We start from the raw sequence: 23517 nt of genomic DNA, 5'->3' as shown, positions 1-23517 counted from the left end.
GATGGAACGCTGGCAAGATATTAACAATGTCGTCGTAGTAGGGCTCGGTATTACCGGGCTCTCAGTCGTTAATCACATTCGAAAACATCACTCCAACATCGCTATCAAGGTTATGGATAGTCGCGACAATCCACCTGGAGCGGAGCAGCTGCCGACTGACGTAGCTTTGCATACGGGAAGCTTTGAATCTGAGTGGCTATTAAGCGCTGATTTAGTGGTATGTAATCCAGGCATTGCATTGGCGACGCCAGAAATTGATCAAGCACTGCAAAGTGGTGTACGTGTCGTTGGGGATATCGAGCTGTTTGCGTGGGCGAATTCCAAACCCGTTATCGCCATAACAGGGTCTAACGGCAAAAGTACGGTTACTGACCTCACGGGTGAGATGGCTAAGGCGGCTGGCTTAAGCGTCGGTGTCGGCGGCAACATTGGTGTTCCTGCTCTCGATTTGTTAGAGCTAGATGCGGATCTTTATGTCCTTGAGCTTTCGAGCTTTCAGCTGGAAACGACCTCGTCGCTTAATACCACAGTGTCAACCTTCTTGAATCTGTCTGAAGATCATATGGATAGATACGAGGGGATGGACGATTACGCGGAGGCTAAGCGCAGGATCTTCATGCATGCTGACAATGCATTAGTCAACCGAGATGAACCGGACACTTACCCTCTAGAGTCTAATACGACTGTAACGACATTCGGCTTTGACTCGACGCAATTTGGCATGCAAGAGGTTGACGGGCGCACATGGCTTGTTGATAACGGTGAGCTCATCATTGCTACTGACGAGCTTAGCATTGTGGGCAAGCATAACTGGTCTAATGCATTGGTGGCGTGCGGATTACTTAAGCTCGCGGGCGTAGACTATCAACAAGCGTTAGAGTGCTTAAAAGCGTACCGTGGCTTGAGCCATCGCTGTCAGGTTGTTGCCGACAATAGTGGCGTGAAATGGGTGAATGATTCAAAAGCGACCAATGTAGCAAGCACGCTCGCTGCGTTGTCAGGGCTCTCACTGGACGGCACTCTATACCTGTTGGTCGGTGGCGTGGGTAAAGGGGCCGATTTTTCCGAATTAGCGGCACCGTTAGCAGCACTCAACGTGAAGCTGTGCTGTTTTGGTCGCGATGGGCATGAGTTTGTGCCACTTCACGATAGCGCGGTGCAATATGCCTCGATAGACGATATCTTGGCTGAGATCACGCCACAGTTACAGCAGGGTGATATGGTCATGCTATCGCCGGCTTGTGCTAGCTTCGATCAGTTTGCCAATTTTATGGCTCGTGGCGATCATTTCACTCAATTAGCTCAGCAATACTCGACACAAGTTAGTTAACACGGACCTGTCACTATGTTTCATCAACTTCGACAACGCACCGTGGGTTGGATGACCCACAGCGCACCTGAAGCGCTCTATGACCGTCAATTGGTTTGGCTGGCGTTCGCGTTGATGGTGACAGGGCTTGTGATGGTGACATCGGCATCGTTTCCGATCAGTTCGAGACTCACCGACCAACCATTCCATTTTATGTTCCGTCATGCGATCTTTTTAGTTCTCGCGCTTGGAACTTCTTCAGTGGTACTGCAAGTTCCGATCGCCAAATGGTTTAAATACAGCAGCTATCTGCTCGCACTATCCATTTTCCTATTGATTGTCGTGCTAGTCGTCGGTAAATCGGTGAATGGTGCCTCTCGCTGGATCCCTCTAGGGTTGTTTAACCTGCAGCCTGCCGAAGTCGCGAAGCTATCGCTGTTTATCTTTATGTCCGGCTATTTGGTCAGAAAGCAAGATGAGGTGCGTCAGTCGTTTTTTGGCGGCTTTATTAAACCTATTATGGTGTTTACCACGTTTGCAATTTTGCTGCTTGGACAACCCGATCTAGGTACGGTTGTGGTTATGCTGGTCACCCTGTTTGGACTGCTGTTCATCGCAGGAGCTAAGCTATCCCAGTTCATCGCTCTCTTTGTCGCTGGTGTCAGCGCGGTGATTGCTTTGATTCTGGTTGAGCCCTATCGTGTTAGGCGTGTAACCTCGTTTCTCGACCCTTGGGAAGACCCGTTCGGCAGTGGCTATCAGTTGACTCAATCCTTGATGGCGTTCGGGCGTGGTAACTGGATGGGGCAAGGGCTTGGTAACTCAGTTCAAAAACTTGAGTACCTCCCTGAGGCGCATACTGACTTTGTATTCGCGGTATTGGCGGAAGAGCTCGGGTTTATTGGCGTGGTCTTGGTGCTAATGCTGGTATTTGCTCTGGTGATAAAGGCACTCTACATCGGTAAGCGAGCGTTTGAAAAGCAGCAGTTCTTTGGTGGCTATTTATGCTTCGCTATCGGTATCTGGTTTGCGTTTCAAACCTTAGTTAACGTTGGTGCTGCAGCGGGTATGGTGCCAACCAAGGGTTTGACCCTGCCATTGATCAGTTACGGTGGCTCCAGTTTGATTATTATGTCGGTCGCCGTTTCTATATTGCTGCGTGTTGATCATGAATGCCGTTTGCTGCCTGACGTTGCTCCAGAGCCGCCTCAGAAAAGTAAGCCCGAAACAGATAAAAAACAGACTCAAAATGACAAAGAATAAACGTTTAATGGTGATGGCTGGTGGTACTGGCGGTCACGTTTTTCCAGGTCTTGCCGTAGCAAAACGCTTACAAGAGCAAGGGTGGGAAATCCGCTGGCTTGGCACGGCAGACCGAATGGAAGCCGATCTAGTGCCTAAACACGGCATAGAGATTGATTTCATCAAGGTGAAGGGCCTTAGAGGCCAAGGAATTGCTAAGCTTATTAAGGCACCATTTCAGATCTTCAGTGCTATCTTGCAGGCTCGTCAGCACCTAAAACGCTGGAAACCCGATGCGGTATTGGGCATGGGAGGGTATGTCAGTGGCCCAGGTGGCGTGGCAGCTTGGACAATGGGTATTCCTGTTGTACTTCATGAGCAAAACGGGGTAGCGGGGCTGACCAATCAGTGGCTATCTAAGATTGCCAAAAAGGTATTCCAAGCCTTCCCAGGCGCTTTTCCTAATGCAGAGGTGGTCGGAAACCCAGTACGCCAAGACTTGGTGGATATTGAGTTGCCAGATACAAGACTCGATGGTCGCGAAGGCGATATTCGAATCCTTGTCATGGGGGGCAGCCAAGGGGCTCGCATCCTTAATCACACATTACCACCTGTGATGGCAGCGCTAGGAAGTGGCTACACCATTCGTCATCAAGCGGGTAAAGGGAATCAGCAAGAGGTCTCAGCGCTCTATCAGCAACATCAGGTCGATAGCGCTGAGGTAACGGAGTTTATCGATGACGTGTCTGAGGCATACCAGTGGGCAGACCTTGTAGTCTGTCGCTCAGGAGCGCTTACCGTTTCTGAATTAGCTGCGGTGGGAGTGGGCGCGATTTTTATTCCATTTATGCATAAAGATCGTCAGCAAGCGCTCAATGGTGACCACCTTGTCGATTGCAAGGCCGCCTACATGATTGAACAGCCAGAGCTCACGGTAGAAAAACTGACCGAGCAGATACGCACATTAGACAGAGCTCAGCTAAAAGACTTGGCAATCAATGCACGAGGTGCAGCCAAGTTAGACGCCGATACGCGCGTCGCAAATGAAATTATTGAATTAACGAAATAGATTAACGAGACGAACCCATGACACAGCAACAAACTCCAGATTTAGCGCAGATCCGTGCCTTGATACCAGAGATGAGACGAGTCAAGTGCATTCACTTTGTTGGTATCGGTGGCGCCGGCATGAGCGGTATTGCTGAAGTACTTCTTAATGAAGGCTACCAGATCACAGGTTCCGATCTGGCTGAAAACGCTGTGACTGCACGCCTGCAGCAAAAAGGCGCAACGATTTTCATTGGCCACGCTGCAAGTAACATTGATCTGGCGAGCGTTGTTGTTGTCTCTACGGCAATTGACCCTGAAAACCCAGAGTTAGTAGCTGCAAAAGAATCACGCATTCCAGTGGTTCGTCGTGCTGAGATGCTTGCTGAGCTGATGCGTTTTAGACATGGTATTGCGGTTGCAGGTACACATGGTAAAACCACAACCACAGCTCTAGTGACACAAATTTACTCAGAAGCGGGCATGGATCCGACGTTCGTGAATGGTGGTCTAGTGAAAAGCGCAGGTACCAATGCGCGTCTAGGTTCAAGCCGTATTCTCATCGCCGAGGCTGATGAAAGTGATGCATCATTCTTGCACCTTCAGCCAATGGTCAGCATTGTTACTAATATCGAAGCCGATCATATGGATACCTATGGCGGTGATTTCGATACGCTTAAGCAGACCTTTATCGACTTCTTACATAACCTACCATTCTATGGTCAGGCGGTAATGTGTGTTGATGACCCTGTGGTACGTGAGCTGATTCCAAGTGTGAGCCGTCAAGTCATCACCTACGGTTTCTCCGATGATGCGGATGTTCGTATCGAGAATTATCGCCAAGAAGGACAGCAAGGTAAGTTTACCGTTGTCAGAAAAGGCCGAGAAAACCTTGAGATTACCCTGAATATTCCGGGTAAACACAATGCGCTGAATGCATCCGCTGCGATAGCGGTGGCGACAGAAGACAACATCAGTGATGAAGCGATAGTGAAAGCCATGCTCGGTACTGAGGGCACTGGACGTCGCTTCGAGCACCTCGGTGAGTTTGAAACTGGTAATGGTAACGTCATGTTGGTCGATGATTATGGTCATCACCCAACCGAAGTCGATGTCACAATCAAAGCAGCACGCAATGGTTGGTCAGATAAGCGCTTAGTGATGGTATTCCAACCGCACCGTTATAGCCGCACCCGTGACCTGTATGATGACTTTGCGAATGTGCTTGAACAGGTTGATGTGTTAGTGATGCTGGATGTTTACTCCGCAGGCGAAGCTCCAATCGCGGGTGCAGATGGACGCTCACTGTGTCGTACTATTCGTACTCGTGGTAAGCTAGATCCAGTTTTTGTTCCAGAAATGAGTGGTTTACCATCAGTTTTATCCAATCTCTTGCAAGACGGCGACCTTGTCTTGACGCAAGGGGCGGGTGATATTGGTAAAGTAGCCAAGCAGCTGGAGCAGATGAAACTGAACATCCAAGTGATGAAAAATAGCTGATACGTCGATTTTCGAGATTGACTGATAATTTATGAGTTCGATTGAGCGATAGAGAGAATTGATCGCCCATTCGAACTTTTTTGTTGTTTCAGTGCGCAAAAGCCCAGTTTTCTTGGGTTGAGTGTTTGATAGTTTGATATTGATTAGTATAATCCTAAGGTTAACACCATTAGATTAGACTCTTATTCCACTATCTTAAGGAAAGGCGAAGAGAAGTTAATAAGGGACCAAAGAGTTTGACTGAAACTTCAGACAGCAGTGTAGAGCTAACGCGTCGAGCTTCCTTGTTTTCAAAACACGGGATCGGGGCGATTTTTTTATTTGCAGTGATCGCAGTCATCGGTTCAACACTTTATTCCACCATTAGCTGGATGTGGGACGACCAGCGCCTTCCCTTATCGAAAATAGTGCTTCAGGGTGATCTAACCCATGTGACAGCCAAAGATGTTCAGCACGCGTTTGCGGGTCTTGAGCATATTGGCACATTCATGTCGCAGGACATTGATGTGCTCCAACAAAGTGTTGAGCAAATTCCATGGGTATCGCAAGCATCGGTTCGTAAACAGTGGCCGGATACCGTGAAGGTATTTCTCACTGAGTATCAGGCAAGTGCTATCTGGAATGGCATTGATATGCTGGATATTCATGGCGTTGTGTTTAGTGGCGATGTGTCGGTTATCGAAGAACAGAAAGTAAAACTCTATGGTCCAGAAGGGACCGAGCGTTACGTTCTTGATACCTACCGCGATAGTAACGCGAAATTGGCTGAGCTAGGATTGGCGATCTCTTCTCTGGTATTGAACGAGCGCCGTGCTTGGCAAGTGATTCTTGATAATGGAATCCGCTTGGAGCTGGGTAAAGACGCCTTAGACGAACGTTTACAGCGATTTATGTCTCTGTATCGCGAACTAGGCGAGAAAGTATCGCAGATTAGCTACATTGATTTGCGCTATGACACCGGGGCAGCGGTTGGCTGGTTCCCAGTCGAAGAAGCACCTAGCAGCGAAGCTTCAAAAGCGAATACAACAGGGTGACTGGTTTTATGTATCGATAAGCCTTGCGTATCGATACTTAAGTTCAGTTAGGAATTGGACAACCCAAGCGAGTTGTTCTCTGGGAATTGAGATAGCGAAACATAAGAGAGTACAGATGACGAAGACCACGGATGACAATATTATTGTCGGTCTTGATATTGGCACTGCGACCGTATCTGCTTTAGTCGGTGAAGTATTACCAGACGGGCAGGTAAATATCATTGGTGCAGGTTCTAGTCCTTCTCGCGGAATGGACAAAGGTGGCGTTAACGACCTTGAGTCAGTGGTCAAGTCCGTGCAACGTGCTGTCGATCAAGCTGAGCTCATGGCGGAATGCCAAATCAGCAACGTCTTTATCTCTCTTTCTGGTAAGCATATTGCAAGCCGAATTGAAAAAGGCATGGGAACCATTTCTGAAGAGGAAGTGTCACAGGATGATATGGATCGGGCGATTCATACCGCGAAATCCATAAAAATTGGTGATGAACAGCGCATACTGCATGTGATTCCTCAGGAATTTACCATAGACTATCAAGAAGGGATAAAAAACCCGCTTGGTCTGTCTGGGGTTCGTATGGAAGTCAGTGTCCACTTGATCTCTTGTCACAATGATATGGCAAGAAACATCATTAAAGCGGTAGAGCGCTGCGGCTTGAAAGTGGAGCAGCTAGTGTTCTCTGGTCTTGCCTCAAGCAATGCGGTTATTACAGAAGATGAGCGTGAGCTTGGTGTCTGTGTGGTCGATATTGGTGCAGGCACGATGGATATCTCCATTTGGACTGGTGGCGCATTGAGACATACTGAAGTTTTCTCTTATGCAGGTAATGCCGTGACGAGCGATATCGCATTTGCATTTGGTACACCACTAAGTGATGCAGAAGAGATAAAAGTAAAGTATGGTTGTGCGTTAAGCGAACTAGTAAGTAAAGACGATACGGTCAATGTGCCGAGCGTTGGTGGTCGTCCATCGCGCAGTCTTCAGCGTCAAACACTGGCAGAAGTAATAGAACCACGCTATACAGAATTAATGGGACTTGTAAATCAAACCATTGATAATGTTCAAGCTAAACTAAGAGAGAGCGGTGTAAAACACCATCTCGCAGCAGGCGTTGTCTTAACCGGCGGTGCAGCACAAATTGAAGGGGTTGTGGAGTGTGCAGAGCGCGTATTCCGCAATCAGGTTCGGGTAGGTAAGCCTTTAGAGGTGAGTGGCCTAACGGACTATGTAAAAGAGCCGTATCATTCTACGGCCGTTGGATTACTTCATTACGCAAGAGACAGTCAGATTAATGACGACAATGATTATAACGAACCAAAGCGTCAATCGGTGTCGACAATCTTTGGAAAGTTGCGTAATTGGATACAAAAAGAGTTTTAACCTGAGTTGCAGGAAAACGGAGATAACAAATGTTTGAACCGATGATGGAAATGTCTGACGAAGCTGTCATTAAAGTAGTAGGCGTAGGCGGTGGCGGTGGTAACGCTGTAGAACACATGGTTCGTGAATCAATCGAAGGGGTTGATTTCATTAGTGTTAACACCGATGCTCAAGCATTGCGCAAAACGAGCATCAACCACGTTATTCAAATTGGCGGCGATATCACAAAAGGCTTGGGTGCAGGTGCAAATCCTCAAGTTGGACGTGATGCAGCTCTTGAAGACAAAGAAAGAATTAAAGAAAGCATCACTGGTGCCGATATGGTGTTTATCGCAGCTGGTATGGGCGGCGGTACCGGAACCGGTGCAGCTCCAGTAATTGCTGAAGTAGCGAAAGAGCTAGGCATTCTTACTGTAGCGGTGGTGACTAAGCCATTTAGCTTTGAAGGTAAGAAGCGACTGTTATTCGCTGAGCAAGGTATCGAAGAGCTTTCAAAGCATGTTGACTCTTTGATCACGATTCCAAACGAGAAGCTTCTTAAAGTACTAGGTCGTGGTGTAACGCTTCTAGAAGCGTTTGCAAGCGCAAATGACGTACTTAAGAATGCGGTTCAAGGTATCGCAGAGCTAATTACTCGCCCTGGCATGATTAACGTCGACTTTGCGGACGTTCGTACCGTGATGTCGGAAATGGGTCATGCAATGATGGGTAGCGGTGTTGCTAAAGGTGAAGATCGTGCAGAAGAAGCGGCAGAGATGGCAATCTCTAGTCCACTTCTAGAAGATATTGATCTTGCCGGTGCGCGTGGTGTGCTTGTTAACATCACCGCGGGTCTTGATATGCGTCTAGACGAATTTGAGACAGTGGGTAACACAGTAAAAGCTTTTGCTTCTGACAATGCAACGGTTGTTATTGGTACCTCTCTAGACCCAGACATGAGCGACGAAATTCGCGTGACTGTGGTTGCAACGGGTATCGGTAATGAGCGTAAGCCAGATATTACGCTAGTCGCAGGTGGCAAAACGCCAGTGACTGCAAGTCAGCCTCAACAGCCAACTCAAGCGCCAGCTGCGAAAGTAGAGGACAAAGTGGCACAATCTTTGCCTGTAAATAATCAGGAAAAGGTTGAGGTAAACACGCCGAATACTGCTAGCTCAGCACCTGTGTCGAGCGGCAATACCAGCGCTGCACCTAAGCCTGAGAAGGAAAGTGGCTACTTAGACATTCCAGCATTTTTGCGTCGTCAAGCAGATTGATAATCTGCGTGAATTTGACATAGCTCAAATTTCTGGTAGGATTCGCGGTTGGTTACATAATCAACCGTGATATGTAGCGTAGATTAAGAGGTTTGTAGATGATCAGACAACGTACGCTTAAAGAAATAGTGACTACTGTAGGAGTGGGCCTTCACTCTGGTCGTAAAGTAACACTAACTTTGCGTCCTGCGGCTGCGAATACTGGTGTTGTATACCGTCGTACTGACGTGAATCCGCCTGTGGATTTTCCTGCGGATCCTCTTTCTGTACGTGACACTATGCTTTGTACTGCGCTTGTAAACGATGAAGGCATCCGTATTTCTACGGTTGAGCACCTCAATGCTGCACTAGCTGGCATGGGCATCGATAACATCATCGTAGAGGTTGATGCACCTGAGATTCCAATCATGGATGGTAGCGCAAGCCCATTCGTATACCTGCTACAACAAGCGGGCATTGAAACTCAGAATGCACCAAAACGATTCATTCGTATCAAGAAACCTGTTCGCTTCGAAGATGGCGATAAGTGGGCTGAACTTCGCCCTTACAATGGTTTCAGAATGGACTTCGAGATTGAGTTTAATCACCCAGCAATCGATGCTGACGAACAGCGTCTACTGTTTGATTTCTCATCACAAGGTTTTGTAAAAGAAATCTCTCGAGCACGTACTTTCGGCTTCATGCGTGATATCGAATACCTACAATCACAAAACCTAGTTTTGGGTGGTAGCTTCGACAATGCTATCGTTTTGGATGATTACCGTATCCTTAACGAAGAAGGTCTACGATTCGAAAATGAATTCGTAACACACAAAGTATTGGATGCAATCGGTGACTTGTATATGGCTGGTCATGCCATTATTGGTGAGTTTGCAGCTTATAAGTCAGGTCACGGTCTAAACAACCAACTGCTTCGCGCGGTACTGGCAGACCAAGAAGCGTGGGAGTGGGCAACGTTTGAAGAGCAAGCAGGTTCTCCAGTCGCGTTTGCAGACCCTAGCATGGTAATGGCGTAATAACGTCAATACAGAATTTAGAAAAAGTCAGGCTTCATGCCTGACTTTTTTGTATCTGTCGTTTTTAGCATCATTAGCACGGTGGCAAAAAGTTGCCATCTCAAAAAAGATCGTATCTCTTGAGTGGACGATCATCTGCCGATCTCTTCGATCCTTTTTACTTTCTGTTTTCGCTAATACCACCACAGCCCTTGTTTCGTGGAGTATAAGTTTTCACTTTTAGCTCTGCTTATCTCGTATTGCTGTCATACTTTTTAGCAAGAATGGTGTACTTTCATCCCTTCAATACCCCAAAACTTCCAAACACATCAAACTAATTGCGGTTAGTTTCGATAGATGCTTGGTTGTTGGGTCAAAAATTCCTTAAACTATGTGCCATTAATTAGCATGTCTGCCTTGAATTCTAGCCGCTTGAACTCAATATCAGTTGGTATAGATTTTATCTCAGTTAGGTCGCTTGGCCTTAGTAGAGACGGAAGGCAATTTTAATAGGTCGAAATGATCTAATGGTAGAGAGAACAAAAACACAATGATTACTAACCTACTGACAAAGGTCATTGGTAGTCGCAACGACAGAACACTGCGTCGACTAAGAAAAATCGTAAAACAGATCAATAACTACGAGCCGCAGTTCGAAGCGTTGTCTGATGAAGAACTAAAAGCAAAGACGGTTGAGTTTCGTGAGCGTTTGGACAAAGGTGAAAATCTAGACCAAATCCTACCAGAAGCGTTTGCAACTGTTCGTGAAGCATCTAAGCGTGTGTTCGGCATGCGTCACTTCGATGTTCAGCTTATCGGTGGTATGGTTCTTAACTCAGGCCAAATTGCAGAGATGCGTACCGGTGAAGGTAAAACGCTGACTGCAACACTTCCAGCCTACTTGAACGCTCTACCAGGCAAAGGTGTTCACATCGTAACGGTGAACGACTATCTTGCTAAGCGTGATGCGGAAACTAACCGCGCGCTATTCGAATTCCTAGGCATGACGGTGGGTATCAACGTACCAAACATGCACCCTCAAGAGAAAAAAGAAGCTTATCAAGCGGATATTCTATACGGTACGAACAACGAGTTCGGCTTCGACTATCTTCGTGACAACATGGCCTTCCGTGTTGAAGACCGAGTTCAGCGTGAACGCTTCTTCGCTGTTGTCGATGAAGTTGACTCCATCCTTATTGATGAAGCTCGTACCCCACTCATTATCTCTGGTCCAGCAGAAGACAGCTCTGATCTTTACACTCGCATCAACACCCTGATCCCGAATCTTGAACAGCAAGAGCAAGAAGATTCTGAAGAGTACCGAGGTGACGGTCACTATACGGTTGATGAGAAGTCTAAGCAGGTTCACCTAACAGAGACCGGTCAAGAGTACGTTGAAGAATTGCTAATCAAAAACGGTCTGATGGAAGAAGGCGATACACTGTATTCACCAACTAACATTAGCCTATTGCACCACGTTAATGCTGCATTGCGTGCTCACGTGCTGTTTGAGAAGAACGTTGACTATATCGTCAACGAGCAAGGCGAAGTGGTTATCGTTGATGAGCACACGGGTCGTACTATGCCTGGTCGTCGTTGGTCTGAAGGTCTTCACCAAGCGGTTGAAGCTAAAGAAGGCGTTAAGATCCAGAATGAAAACCAAACATTGGCATCGATTACCTTCCAGAACTACTTCCGTCTATACGACAAACTGTCGGGCATGACTGGTACCGCTGATACTGAAGCATTCGAATTCCAATCTATCTACGGTCTAGAGACTGTGGTTATCCCAACCAACAAGCCTATGGTACGTAACGATATGCCGGATGTGGTTTATCGTACAGAGATGGAGAAATTCAACGCCATCATCGAAGATATCAAAGAGCGAGCGGCAAATGGTCAGCCTATTCTGGTTGGTACTGTATCGATTGAAAAATCAGAGTTGCTATCAAACGCTCTGAAGCAAGCGAAGATCAAGCACAACGTACTTAACGCGAAATTCCACGAGCGTGAAGCGGAAATCGTTGCTGAAGCGGGTACGCCAGGCGCGGTGACCATCGCAACTAACATGGCAGGTCGTGGTACCGATATCGTGTTGGGTGGTAGCTGGCAGTCGAAGGTTGAGCAGCTAGATAACCCATCCCAAGAGCAGATCGACGCTATTAAAGCTGAGTGGAAAGTGATTCATGATCAAGTGCTAGAAGCTGGTGGTCTGCACATCATCGGTACTGAGCGTCATGAATCTCGTCGTATCGATAACCAGCTTCGTGGTCGTTCTGGTCGTCAGGGTGACGCGGGTTCTTCTCGCTTCTACCTATCAATGGAAGACCAACTACTTCGTATCTTTACTTCTGATCGTATGGCGAGTCTTATCCAGAGCGGTATGGAAGAAGGCGAAGCGATTGAAAGTAAGATGCTGTCTCGCTCAATCGAGAAAGCACAGCGTAAAGTGGAAGGTCGCAACTTCGACATCCGTAAACAGCTTCTTGAGTTTGATGACGTGGCGAACGATCAGCGTAAGGTGGTCTACGAGCTGCGTGATGAACTAATGACGGCTGATGACATTAGCGAGATGCTAGAGCAAAACCGCGCTGACGTCTTTACTTCTGTTATCGATGAATACATCCCGCCACAGTCGCTTGAAGATATGTGGGATATCGAAGGTCTTCAAGAGCGTCTTAAGAATGACTTTGACCTTGATCTGGCGATCAAATCTTGGTTGGAAGAAGACGACAAGCTTTATGAAGAAGCACTTCGCGAGAAGATCCTTGATACTGCTGTCACTATCTACAAAGAGAAAGAAGAGACCGTTGGTGCTCAAGTACTGCGTAACTTCGAAAAATCAGTGATGCTACAAACGCTAGATACGCTTTGGAAAGAGCACCTAGCGGCGATGGATCACCTACGTCAAGGTATCCACCTTCGTGGCTACGCACAGAAGAACCCGAAACAAGAGTACAAGCGTGAGTCGTTTGAGCTGTTCGAGCAATTGCTAGATTCTTTGAAGATTGATGTCATCACCATTCTTTCTAAAGTACGCGTACAGCAGCAAGAAGAAGTGGAGCGTATGGAAGCTCAGCGTCAAGCTCAAGCTGAAGCTGCGGCAGCAAAAGCGCAGGCTCAACACGCGAACGCAGAGAACCAGTTGGCGGATAACTCTGAACAAGAGCAAGAAGGTTCAGCACAACCTATGGTACGCGAAGAGCGTAAGGTTGGTCGTAACGAGCCTTGCCCATGTGGTAGCGGTAAGAAGTACAAGCAATGCCACGGTAAAATCAACTAAACCAAGGTATTGAAGAAAAGAGTCGCATTAAGCGGCTCTTTTTTTATGCTAACGTTATAAGTCCGCGCAGATAGCGTGAGCCTGATTAGAATAGTGAAAACAACAATAACAGTGAGGAAAGGAAGTGAAGCGAGTTCATATTGTCGCCGCCATTATCTTTAACCAAGATAAGTCTCAAATCTACATTACCAAGAGACCCGATAACCTACATAAAGGCGGCTTCTGGGAGTTCCCTGGTGGCAAGGTTGAAGCAGGTGAAACGATTCAAGAGGCTATTGCTCGTGAACTGGATGAAGAGATTGATATCGAAGTGACCGAGCAGGTGCTTTTCGAACATCTTCTGCATGATTACCCTGAGAAGTCGTTAGAGTTCGATTTCATCTCAGTAACAGGTTTTGAAGGTGTGCCTTTTGGTAAAGAAGGGCAGGAAGGACGCTGGGTCAGTATCACCGAATTGGCAGACTATCGCTTCCCTGAAGCCAACGTGCCTATCTTGAACAAAGTCATCGAAAAATACCGTTAAAATTGGTAACTGTGCTAGCAGCCCTAATTGCTTTACGTTACATTGGTAGCAACACAAAACAACGGAGAATAGCGCAATGGTAAGAATTGCGATTGCAGGAGCAGCGGGCCGTATGGGTCGCAACCTAGTAAAAGCAACATTTCACAACAAACAAGCGACCGTGGGAGCAGGCTCAGAGCGCCCTGAGTCTTCACTCGTTGGCGTTGATGTTGGTGAACTATGTGGTGAAGGGCGCTTTGATGTCGCGCTGGTCGATGATTTAACCAAGTCGATTGCAGACTTTGATGTGATTATCGACTTTACTGCACCGAAAAGTACCCTTGCGAATCTAGAGCTGTGCAAACAGCATGGTAAAAAAATGGTCATTGGTACCACAGGCTTCAGCGAAGAAGAGAAAGAGCTCATCGATGAAGCGGCTAAGGTGGTTCCGGTTGTCATGGCACCAAACTACAGCGTTGGTGTAAACCTAGTATTTAAACTGCTAGAGAAAGCAGCAAAGGTCATGGGTGACTACTGTGATATCGAAATCGTAGAAGCACACCACCGCCATAAAGTTGATGCGCCTTCTGGCACAGCAATTGGTATGGGTGAGGCGATCGCGGGCGCGATGGGTAATGAGCTTAATGATGTGGCAGTTTACGCTCGTGAAGGCATTACGGGTGAGCGAACTCGTGATGAAATTGGCTTTGCGACGATTCGCGCTGGTGACATCATTGGTGAGCACACTGCAATGTTTGCCGATATTGGTGAGCGTGTTGAGATCACACACAAGGCCACCGATAGAATGACCTTTGCCAATGGTGCGGTTAAAGCTGCGGTATGGCTCAATGATAAGCCTGCTGGTTTCTACACCATGACCGAAGTACTCGGATTGGATAGCATTTAATAGAGAGCGCCTTCAAGGCGCTTTTTTTATACCTAAAAATCGTCAGCTACTTGATGCGATGAACTACATAAATATTCTTGAACTTATAACCAATGTCATTACGTGAGAAGAGTTGGTGAAAGAGTGTGAATGGGTGCAAAGTAAACGAATTAGTGCTTTTTTATATGTATTTTTGTGGGTTTAAGGTGTTTTTTTTCTTTAAGTGGCTATTTTTTATTGTTATCTGAATATGGCCATCGTTTGCGCAAATACTTGTTGAGTTTTTGATGTGGTCACGGGTTGTTTCAATGAAGAAAAACTATGCTAGTCGATAACTCGTTGAAAATGGCATGGCAAAAGTGCATTTTTGGCGCTTTTAAGCAAAAAATTCGTTAGTGACTATAAAAAGTGAATTTATTTTTCCATGCTTGTTGACACAAAACGTCGGCATCATTAGAATACCGCCAATTTGTCTGAACTACCTGAAACCGCTTATTTATGGTGAAGAGGAAGGCAGATTTGCAATTTAATTTAAAATTTATGCATTTTTATTCTGGAGGTTGTCTTGAGTAAATCAGCACTGTTAGTCCTAGAAGATGGGACAGTGTTCCGCGGTGTTTCCATTGGAGCAGATGGTTTATCCGTTGGTGAAGTTGTTTTTAATACCTCGATGACGGGGTACCAAGAAATCCTCACTGATCCTTCCTATTCTCAACAGATTGTCACTCTCACTTATCCTCATATTGGCAATACTGGTACTAATAAAGAAGACGAAGAGTCTTCAGCAATCCACGCACAAGGCCTTGTGATCCGCGATCTTCCCCTTATCGCTTCTAACTTCCGTAATGAACAGTCACTTTCAGACTACCTTAAGTCTCAAAACATCGTAGGTATCGCAGACATCGATACGCGTAAGCTGACTCGTCTTCTACGTGAAAAAGGTGCACAAAACGGCTGTATCGTTGCAGGTGATAACCTAGACGAAGCGCTAGCACTGGCGAAAGCGAAAGAGTTCCCTGGCTTGAAAGGTATGGACCTTGCGAAAGAAGTAACAACGCAAGAAACGTATCAATGGAAACAGGGTTCGTGGACACTTGAGGGGGGCCTTCCTGAAGCGAAAGACGACAGCGAGCTGCCATATCACGTTGTTGCCTACGACTTCGGTGCAAAACGCAACATCCTACGTATGCTTGTTGACCGCGGCTGCCGCCTAACAGTGGTTCCAGCGCAAACTTCTGCTGAAGAGGTGCTTGCACTTAACCCAGATGGCGTATTCCTATCAAACGGCCCTGGTGACCCAGCGCCATGTACTTACGCTATCGAAGCAACAAAAGTATTCCTAGACAAAGGCCTACCAATCTTCGGTATCTGCCTTGGTCACCAAATCTTGGCTCTAGCGTCTGGTGCGCAAACAGTGAAGATGAAGTTTGGCCACCACGGTGCAAACCACCCAGTGAAAGACCTAGACCGTGATGTAGTAATGATTACTTCACAGAACCACGGCTTTGCTGCGGATGAAGAGACGCTGCCAGAGAACCTACGTGCAACGCACAAATCTCTGTTCGACGGCACACTTCAAGGTATCCACCGTACAGATAAGCCAGCGTTCAGCTTCCAGGGTCACCCTGAAGCGAGCCCAGGTCCACACGATGCAGCGCCATTGTTTGACCACTTCATCGACCTAATCAAAGAACACAAAGCGTAATTCGGAGTAGTTGAGAATGCCAAAACGTACTGACTTAAAAAGTATTCTAATTCTTGGTGCTGGCCCAATCGTTATCGGTCAGGCTTGTGAGTTTGACTACTCAGGTGCTCAAGCGTGTAAAGCACTGCGCGAAGAAGGTTACCGAGTTATCCTTGTGAACTCGAACCCAGCAACTATCATGACTGACCCAGACATGGCAGATGCAACTTACATCGAGCCTATCCAGTGGGAAGTAGTTCGCAACATTATCGAGAAAGAGCGCCCAGATGCAGTACTGCCTACTATGGGTGGTCAGACTGCACTTAACTGTGCTCTAGACCTAGAAAAACACGGCGTACTTGCTGAGTTCGGTGTAGAGATGATCGGTGCAACGGCTGACGCTATCGATAAAGCAGAAGACCGTTCTCGCTTCGATAAAGCGATGAAGTCAATCGGCTTAGAGTGTCCACGTGCTGACACGGCGAAGTCTATGGAAGAAGCGTACGCGGTTCTTGATATGGTTGGCTTCCCTTGTATCATTCGCCCTTCTTTCACTATGGGTGGTACCGGTGGCGGTATCGCGTACAACAAAGAAGAGTTCGAAGAAATCTGTCGCCGCGGTCTAGACCTTTCTCCAACTAACGAGCTTCTTATCGATGAGTCGCTAATCGGTTGGAAAGAGTACGAGATGGAAGTGGTTCGTGACAAAGCGGACAACTGTATCATCGTTTGTGCGATTGAAAACTTCGACCCTATGGGTATCCACACTGGTGACTCAATCACAGTGGCGCCAGCGCAAACGCTGACGGACAAAGAATACCAATTGATGCGTAACGCTTCTCTAGCGGTACTGCGTGAAATCGGTGTAGAAACTGGTGGTTCAAACGTTCAGTTTGGTATCAACCCGAAAGATGGCCGTATGGTTATCATCGAGATGAACCCACGTGTATCTCGCTCTTCTGCTCTAGCATCTAAAGCAACAGGTTTCCCAATCGCGAAGATTGCTGCGAAGCTAGCGGTTGGCTTTACTCTAGACGAGCTAATGAACGACATCACGGGCGGCGCAACACCAGCATCGTTCGAACCAACAATCGACTACGTTGTGACTAAGATCCCTCGCTTCAACTTTGAGAAGTTCGCGGGCGCTAATGACCGTCTAACGACTCAGATGAAGTCAGTTGGTGAGGTAATGGCGATTGGTCGTAACCAACAAGAATCTCTACAAAAAGCACTTCGTGGCCTAGAAGTTGGCGCGAACGGCTTTGACGAGATGGTTGACCTAGACTCTCCAGACGCACTGTCTAAAATCCGTCACGAGCTGAAAGAAGCGGGCGCGGAGCGTATCTGGTACATCGCAGACGCATTCCGTGCAGGTCTGTCTGTGGACGGCGTATTCAACCTAACGCAAATTGACCGTTGGTTCCTAGTTCAAATCGAAGAGCTTGTGAAACTAGAGAACGAAGTTAAAGCTGGTGGTTTTGCAGGTCTTACTGAAGACGTCCTTCGCAAGATGAAGCGCAAAGGCTTCGCGGATGCTCGCCTATCGACTCTACTAGGTGTGTCTGAAAGCGAAATCCGTCGTCTACGTGACCAGTACGAGATTCACCCTGTTTACAAGCGTGTTGATACCTGTGCAGCAGAATTCTCATCTGACACAGCTTACATGTACTCATCTTACGATGAAGAGTGTGAAGCGCAGCCAACAGACAAAGACAAGATCATGGTTCTTGGCGGTGGTCCTAACCGTATCGGTCAAGGTATCGAATTTGACTACTGTTGTGTACACGCGTCTCTTGCACTGCGTGAAGACGGTTACGAAACCATCATGGTTAACTGTAACCCAGAGACAGTATCAACGGACTACGACACGTCAGACCGTCTGTACTTCGAACCAGTAACGCTTGAAGATGTACTTTCAATCGTACGCGTTGAGAAGCCAAAAGGTGTTATCGTTCAGTACGGTGGTCAAACACCTCTGAAACTAGCTCGTGCTCTTGAAGCAGCTGGCGTGCCAATCATTGGTACTAGCCCAGACGCTATAGACCGTGCAGAAGACCGTGAGCGCTTCCAAGTTGCTGTAGAACGTCTAGGACTACTACAACCAGAAAACGCAACAGTAACCACGCTTGAGCAGGCGGTTGATAAGTCTCGTGAAATCGGATTCCCACTGGTTGTACGTCCTTCATACGTACTAGGTGGTCGTGCGATGGAAATCGTATACGACGAGCAAGACCTACGTCGCTACTTCAACGAAGCCGTAAGCGTGTCTAACGAATCACCAGTACTTCTAGATAGCTTCCTTGACGATGCAGTAGAAGTGGATATCGACGCTATCTGTGACGGTGAGCGTGTGGTTATCGGCGGCATCATGGAGCACATCGAGCAAGCAGGTGTTCACTCAGGTGACTCAGCATGTTCACTACCGGCTTACACTCTAAGCGCAGAAATCCAAGATGTGATGCGTGAGCAAGTTGAGAAGCTTGCGTTCGAGTTGGGTGTACGTGGTCTAATGAACACTCAGTTTGCGGTTAAGAACAACAAGGTTTACCTAATCGAAGTAAACCCACGTGCAGCTCGTACTGTACCGTTTGTTTCTAAAGCAACAGGTGCACCGCTTGCGAAAATCGCAGCACGCGTAATGGCAGGTCAATCTCTAGAGTCTCAAGGCTTTACCAAAGAGATCATCCCGCCATACTACTCTGTGAAAGAAGTGGTATTGCCGTTCAACAAGTTCCCTGGTGTTGACCCACTACTAGGCCCAGAAATGCGTTCTACTGGTGAAGTTATGGGTGTTGGTGCAACGTTCGCAGAAGCTTACTCGAAAGCAGAACTAGGTTGTGGCAATGTTTACCCAGAAGGCGGCCGCGCACTACTGTCTGTTCGCGAAGGCGATAAGCAACGTGTTGTTGACCTAGCCTCTAAGCTAACTAAGCTTGGTTACCAGCTAGATGCAACACACGGTACAGCGGTAATCCTAGGTGAAGCGGGCATCAACCCTCGTCTTGTGAACAAGGTACACGAAGGCCGTCCACATATCCTAGACCGCATCAAGAACAACGAGTACACCTACATCGTGAACACGACTGCAGGTCGTCAATCGATTGAAGACTCAAAAGTTCTACGTCGCGGCGCTCTGGCTGAGAAAGTGAACTACACAACAACGCTAAACGCAGCGTTTGCAACGTGTATGGCTCACACTGCGGATGCGAAAGTATCAGTAACGTCAGTACAAGAGCTGCACGAGCAGATCAAAAACGCTTAATCGCGTAACACAATAAGAATAGAGAGGTGAGTTATCACCTCCTAGACAACCTCGTTGCCCGCTCATTTGAGCGGGCTTTTTTTACCTGTTCAATAAATGATTCCAATTTGGAATAGGTTTGTATCGGTGGTTTCGCTAGTTTTAGTGGCGCTGGTGGATACAATTTCACAAAATTTCTTTTGAGCTTCCCACATGGACGTAACTTACGACATTCTTGTTTTACTGTTTTTTGTCGCTGGCTTGGCTGGTTTTATTGATGCTATGGCTGGTGGAGGAGGGCTGTTGACGCTACCCGCGCTACTCTCCGCTGGTGTGCCACCGACACAGGCTCTCGCGACGAATAAGCTGCAGAGCTCGTTCGGCAGTTTCTCTGCGACCTGGTATTTCGTTCGTAATGGTATTGTCGATCTTAAAGACATGCGTCTCGCGATAGCCTGTACCTTTGTCGGCTCGGCTATCGGAGCCGAATTGGTTCAGTATATTGATGCTGGGGTGCTGACGAGCTTGATTCCTGTTCTGCTACTAGGCATCTCGCTCTATTTCTTACTGGCGCCGCAAGCCGGAGAAGGCGGAGGCAAGCCGAAGATGTCAGAAACCTTGTTTGCGTTTTCTGTCGGCACCGGTGTCGGCTTTTACGATGGTTTCTTCGGTCCAGGTACGGGCTCTATCTTTACAATCTGCTTTGTGGCTATTGCTCAGTTATCGATTGTGCACGCGACCGCGCGTACCAAGGTGCTTAACTTTACCTCGAACCTAGCTGCCTTGATCTTCTTTATTATCGCTGGTCTGCCAGTATGGGAGATTGGATTGGTGATGGCTGCTGGTGGCTTTTTAGGGGCAAGGATGGGCGCTAAGGTCGTGGTCTCTAAAGGTAAGAAGTTTATCCGCCCATTGGTGGTGATTATGTCGATGGTGATGGCATTAAAGCTACTTTGGGAACAGCATCCTCAATGGTTTCAATCACTGTTTTAAGGCGAGCTTGTTTAAGCGCACTCGGTCTATAAATAACGTGAACTGGACGCGTCAGTGCAGTCAAAAACTCAAAGTCGAAACATAAAGCCTCGCTGATGTGCAGTGTTTTGATAATAGACAGTGGCACGAGTGCTGGTGAAACTCCTCGAATCGCCAGTTGAGCGGCGGCGGTATACGAGTCCATCTGCATGCTAGGTGAAATTCCGGCCTGCTGTAATAACCCTGCTTGATAAGTGTTGGCGGGATTATTCAAGTCATTGGTAATCACACTAGTAGGAGGGTGGATTAACGGCTGCTTGCTGACGACCTTAAAGGGCTCGTCAAAAAGGTGCGTGGCGATAAGTCCAAGCCGTGAGTTCAGGTGTCCGGCACATAAACCGACAGCCGCTTCTCCGGATTTGACGTGCTCGACTATTCGCGGGGTATGATTGGTCGTGACGATCAGGAAGCTATCTTGCGCCAACAGTTGCGGCATCACTTCACTCAAGTAGCCTGCGACCAGCGTCTCAGAGCAATCGAGTCGCAAAATAGATTGCTTCTCAACGTGTTGCTCTTCGGCGATCAGTCCTCTTAGCTCATTTAAACTCGGACCGACGCGTTCAATCAGTGCCTCAGCTTCTGCGGTGAGTTTAATCTGCCGACCTTCAGGTTCAATCAGGGTTTTTCCTAGCCGCTTTTCTAGGTTAGCGATACGCTTGCTCACCGCTGACTGGCTGATATAAAGCCGGCTTCCAGCTCTACCCATTGTCTTTTCTTGCGCGAGCACAAGCAGTGTTTCAATACCCTCTAGAAGCATGTTTCGTTTGATGAAAGAATGGAATCAATAGCTAAAGATTAGCATGCTCCAAACGAAATGCCGACAGGCATTGCGCTATTCTTCTCGGCATAGAGACTTCGTTTTCACATTGCCTTCGGCACCCGCTTTGTCATTCATTTTGTTATCGCTTGCCGTTTGCTGAATAGGCGTACTGATAACCACCTTGTAACCCTCTTCTTGCTCCTCTACAGGGACGAAGTCGACAAAATGTTGAATGCTGCTTAGCTCATCTTCGACGTAGTGTGAGACGTAAAGAAGCTGGCTCAGGTTTTCTTTGGCGATCAGCTCAAGAGCGTTCATCACCAGTTTACGACCAAGGAAATCTAAACCCTGGTATGGCTCATCTAAGATAAGTATCGTTGGCTGCTTGATGATGGCGCGCGCGATAAGCAACAGCCTCTGCTGGCTATACTCTAGAGACTTAAAGGAGGTGTCTCGCAGCTCGGACATATGCAGTAGCGTCAGCCATTCATTTGCTGCCTCAATTTGTTTCTGACTGGGCTTGTCATAGAGACCGATAGAGTCAAAGAATCCAGACAATAAGACATCACGAGCACTGCAGTTGACTCGATACTGTAAATGTAGCGACGAAGAGACCATGCCTGTGTGCTGCTTGATATCCCAGATAGTTTCTCCGCTGCCTCGTTTGATTCCATAAATCTCGATGTCATTGCTGTAGCACTGAGGGTGATCACCAAAAATCATCCCAAGCAAGGTGCTTTTGCCGCAGCCATTTGGACCACGAACCTGCCAGTGCTCGCCATTGTTGATTTGCCAGTTGACACCAGAGAAGATTTTTTGGTCGACGTACTCAACGTTACCGTCTGTGATCTTCACTAGAGGATCAGTAAATTTTGCACTGTGTTGATGCTTGCGAATTAAGGCTAACCACTGCTCGCTTTGCTGTGAAGACTGTGCAAGTAACTGCGAAATGATTGGGTGCTCACGCCATTGGTTGTAACTTAGCTGTTCTTTGAGTTCGCCATTCTCGAACATGGCCACGTGAGACATCCACGTTGGCACTTCATCTTCACGTGAGGTGATGACCACCAATTGAACGTGAAGTGACAGATCACGCAGATAATCGGCGAGCATTTTACGATGCAACTTATCAAGACCGACAAATGGTTCATCAAGGATAAGTACCTTTGGTGCACAAGCAAGTGCTCTGGCAAGCATTACGCGCCGCGTCTCGCCAGTGGAGAGTTGTTTGAAGCCTCTATCTTTTAAGTGAAGTAGGTCGAGCTCTTGAATAAGCTGTTCAATTACCTCAGGGTTATCTGAAAACTCAGAGACTAGTTGGTAGACGGTGCGACCATAATCGATACGGTCAAGGAAGTCGGTGTCGTCATTAGCGTTTTCGAGCTCCAGCAGCCTTTGTTGCTCGGCAAGAGAAACCTGTGCGATTCGAGTGTGCGGTTGGCAAACGGTGCCAGAGTCAGGAGTGAGTTCATTACACAGTAGATCGCCAAGCAAACTGCCGACATTGCCATGGGTTTCGAAGACAGCCCAATGCTCACCAGAGCGGATTGTCCAATCTGGAATCGACAATGAAAGTGGGTGATTTAGCGAGACATGATCAAATGTAATATCCATAGACGTTTCCCTGTCCGAATGCATAAGCGAGTAGGTTTTAACCAACATACTAAAGCAACAGGGAAAAATGAAGAGGATGACGGGAGAAATGACATTCTCCAGTCATCAAATCTTGAATCTATTTATCGAGAGCGAAAGTAGGTAGCGAAAGATGCCAGCGAATTGCACCCAGTCGAATCACCAACGTAGCGACGACACAGCACAGGAAGGCGCTGCCCGTTGATGCGCCCATCATTAGAGCCCCAACATGAAAGGTACCGCCAATAATACAAGCGGTTGCGTACACTTCACGTCTTAATACCATCGGAACTTCTCGGGCAAGAACGTCACGAATAATGCCACCGCCACAACCCGTTAATACGCCCATGATAACGGCGATCAAATACGAATCCTGGAACATCAGTGCTTTTTCAACACCAATGCCGACAAATACCGCGAGACCTATCGCATCACATACTGGCAATACATACCAAGGCAGTCGCCTTGGATGCCTGACTAGCATCATAGTGGCAATACAGGTCACGATAATCACCCAGATATAGGTGGTATCTGTTATCCAAAAAACAGGTGTTGCACCTAGCGCCATATCGCGAATGGTTCCACCACCGATGGCGGTAACACTGCCAAGTACCATGACACCAAAAGGATCCATCCTAAGTCTTCCTGCAAGTATCACTCCCGATATTGCAAACACTGCCGTACCAAATAGGTCGACCAAATAGAGCATGGAATCCACAGCTATATTCTCACTGAA

General features: G+C 47.4%; 17 protein-coding genes. 14 read left to right on the top strand and 3 right to left on the bottom strand.

Going from position 1 to position 23517, the window contains the following annotated elements; all coding sequences use genetic code 11:
* Position 1 precedes the first annotated feature (1 nt).
* The 14 genes from murD to LY387_RS13670 all read left to right on the top strand — a co-directional run bounded on the left by murD (position 2) and on the right by LY387_RS13670 (position 20350).
* Positions 2–1330, top strand: a complete 1329-nt coding sequence (gene murD, locus LY387_RS13735) for a UDP-N-acetylmuramoyl-L-alanine--D-glutamate ligase (RefSeq protein ID WP_234494507.1) — start codon at positions 2–4, stop codon at positions 1328–1330.
* 15 nt (positions 1331–1345) lie between these two features.
* Positions 1346–2572, top strand: a complete 1227-nt coding sequence (gene ftsW, locus LY387_RS13730) for a cell division protein FtsW (protein WP_286036896.1) — start codon at positions 1346–1348, stop codon at positions 2570–2572.
* Positions 2559–3620, top strand: coding sequence for an undecaprenyldiphospho-muramoylpentapeptide beta-N-acetylglucosaminyltransferase (murG, locus tag LY387_RS13725; protein ID WP_234494506.1), 1062 nt, complete (start codon positions 2559–2561; stop codon positions 3618–3620). The genes ftsW and murG overlap by 14 nt, the downstream gene beginning before the upstream one ends.
* 17 nt (positions 3621–3637) lie before the next feature.
* Positions 3638–5098 carry a UDP-N-acetylmuramate--L-alanine ligase gene (gene murC, locus LY387_RS13720; RefSeq protein ID WP_234494505.1) on the top strand — a complete coding sequence of 487 codons (1461 nt, stop codon included), beginning with the start codon at positions 3638–3640 and terminating at the stop codon, positions 5096–5098.
* 284 nt (positions 5099–5382) lie between these two features.
* Positions 5383–6132, top strand: coding sequence for a cell division protein FtsQ/DivIB (locus tag LY387_RS13715; RefSeq protein WP_234496123.1), 750 nt, complete (start codon positions 5383–5385; stop codon positions 6130–6132).
* A gap of 115 nt (positions 6133–6247) precedes the next feature.
* Positions 6248–7510: a cell division protein FtsA gene (gene ftsA / locus LY387_RS13710; RefSeq protein ID WP_042476016.1), complete on the top strand. Its 1263-nt coding sequence runs from the start codon at positions 6248–6250 to the stop codon at positions 7508–7510.
* A 29-nt stretch (positions 7511–7539) separates the two neighbouring features.
* Positions 7540–8766 carry a cell division protein FtsZ gene (gene ftsZ, locus LY387_RS13705; protein ID WP_042476019.1) on the top strand — a complete coding sequence of 409 codons (1227 nt, stop codon included), beginning with the start codon at positions 7540–7542 and terminating at the stop codon, positions 8764–8766.
* Positions 8767–8864: 98 nt separating this feature from the next.
* Complete coding sequence (lpxC, locus tag LY387_RS13700) at positions 8865–9782, top strand: UDP-3-O-acyl-N-acetylglucosamine deacetylase (RefSeq protein ID WP_042476021.1); 918 nt, start codon at positions 8865–8867, stop codon at positions 9780–9782.
* A 529-nt stretch (positions 9783–10311) separates the two neighbouring features.
* Positions 10312–13044: a preprotein translocase subunit SecA gene (secA, locus tag LY387_RS13695; RefSeq protein ID WP_234494504.1), complete on the top strand. Its 2733-nt coding sequence runs from the start codon at positions 10312–10314 to the stop codon at positions 13042–13044.
* Positions 13045–13168: 124 nt separating this feature from the next.
* Positions 13169–13567, top strand: a complete 399-nt coding sequence (gene mutT, locus LY387_RS13690; protein WP_234494503.1) for an 8-oxo-dGTP diphosphatase MutT — start codon at positions 13169–13171, stop codon at positions 13565–13567.
* A gap of 76 nt (positions 13568–13643) precedes the next feature.
* Positions 13644–14453, top strand: a complete 810-nt coding sequence (dapB, locus tag LY387_RS13685; protein ID WP_042476031.1) for a 4-hydroxy-tetrahydrodipicolinate reductase — start codon at positions 13644–13646, stop codon at positions 14451–14453.
* Between the two features lie 544 nt (positions 14454–14997).
* A complete protein-coding gene (carA, locus tag LY387_RS13680; protein ID WP_128647978.1) occupies positions 14998–16137 on the top strand; it encodes a glutamine-hydrolyzing carbamoyl-phosphate synthase small subunit in 1140 nt (379 codons plus the stop codon).
* Between the two features lie 16 nt (positions 16138–16153).
* A complete protein-coding gene (carB, locus tag LY387_RS13675) occupies positions 16154–19378 on the top strand; it encodes a carbamoyl-phosphate synthase large subunit (RefSeq protein ID WP_234494502.1) in 3225 nt (1074 codons plus the stop codon).
* Between the two features lie 192 nt (positions 19379–19570).
* Positions 19571–20350 carry a TSUP family transporter gene (locus tag LY387_RS13670; protein ID WP_234494501.1) on the top strand — a complete coding sequence of 260 codons (780 nt, stop codon included), beginning with the start codon at positions 19571–19573 and terminating at the stop codon, positions 20348–20350.
* Here the strand turns inward: LY387_RS13670 and LY387_RS13665 are convergent.
* From LY387_RS13665 to LY387_RS13655, 3 genes are all read right to left on the bottom strand, one after another.
* Entirely contained in the window at positions 20280–21146 is an 867-nt protein-coding gene (locus LY387_RS13665; protein WP_234494500.1) for a LysR family transcriptional regulator, read from the bottom strand. The genes LY387_RS13670 and LY387_RS13665 overlap by 71 nt on opposite strands.
* 75 nt (positions 21147–21221) lie before the next feature.
* Positions 21222–22763 (bottom strand): molybdate ABC transporter ATP-binding protein ModF, encoded by a 1542-nt coding sequence (gene modF / locus LY387_RS13660; protein WP_234494499.1) that lies wholly within the window; start codon positions 22761–22763, stop codon positions 21222–21224.
* 118 nt (positions 22764–22881) lie between these two features.
* The gene (locus LY387_RS13655) at positions 22882–23499 is read right to left on the bottom strand and encodes a TRIC cation channel family protein (RefSeq protein WP_234494498.1); all 618 of its coding nucleotides are present in this window, start codon (positions 23497–23499) and stop codon (positions 22882–22884) included.
* Positions 23500–23517: the final 18 nt, after the last annotated feature.

The sequence above is a fragment of the Vibrio maritimus genome, from assembly GCF_021441885.1.
Taxonomy (GTDB): domain Bacteria; phylum Pseudomonadota; class Gammaproteobacteria; order Enterobacterales; family Vibrionaceae; genus Vibrio; species Vibrio maritimus_B.
Note: the sequence above shows the minus strand (reverse complement) of the source record. Positions and strands in the feature narration are given on the sequence as shown.

Bases quoted from the DNA above. Each gene is read 5' to 3' on its own strand.
- LY387_RS13670 (WP_234494501.1), top strand. From the start codon at position 19,571: ATGGACGTAACTTACGACATTCTTGTTTTACTGTTTTTTGTCGCTGGC.
- ftsZ (WP_042476019.1), top strand. From the start codon at position 7,540: ATGTTTGAACCGATGATGGAAATGTCTGACGAAGCTGTCATTAAAGTA.
- LY387_RS13665 (WP_234494500.1), bottom strand. From the start codon at position 21,146: ATGCTTCTAGAGGGTATTGAAACACTGCTTGTGCTCGCGCAAGAAAAG.
- lpxC (WP_042476021.1), top strand. From the start codon at position 8,865: ATGATCAGACAACGTACGCTTAAAGAAATAGTGACTACTGTAGGAGTG.
- murC (WP_234494505.1), top strand. From the start codon at position 3,638: ATGACACAGCAACAAACTCCAGATTTAGCGCAGATCCGTGCCTTGATA.
- murD (WP_234494507.1), top strand. From the start codon at position 2: ATGGAACGCTGGCAAGATATTAACAATGTCGTCGTAGTAGGGCTCGGT.
- secA (WP_234494504.1), top strand. From the start codon at position 10,312: ATGATTACTAACCTACTGACAAAGGTCATTGGTAGTCGCAACGACAGA.
- carB (WP_234494502.1), top strand. From the start codon at position 16,154: ATGCCAAAACGTACTGACTTAAAAAGTATTCTAATTCTTGGTGCTGGC.
- dapB (WP_042476031.1), top strand. From the start codon at position 13,644: ATGGTAAGAATTGCGATTGCAGGAGCAGCGGGCCGTATGGGTCGCAAC.
- ftsW (WP_286036896.1), top strand. From the start codon at position 1,346: ATGTTTCATCAACTTCGACAACGCACCGTGGGTTGGATGACCCACAGC.
- ftsA (WP_042476016.1), top strand. From the start codon at position 6,248: ATGACGAAGACCACGGATGACAATATTATTGTCGGTCTTGATATTGGC.
- modF (WP_234494499.1), bottom strand. From the start codon at position 22,763: ATGGATATTACATTTGATCATGTCTCGCTAAATCACCCACTTTCATTG.
- murG (WP_234494506.1), top strand. From the start codon at position 2,559: ATGACAAAGAATAAACGTTTAATGGTGATGGCTGGTGGTACTGGCGGT.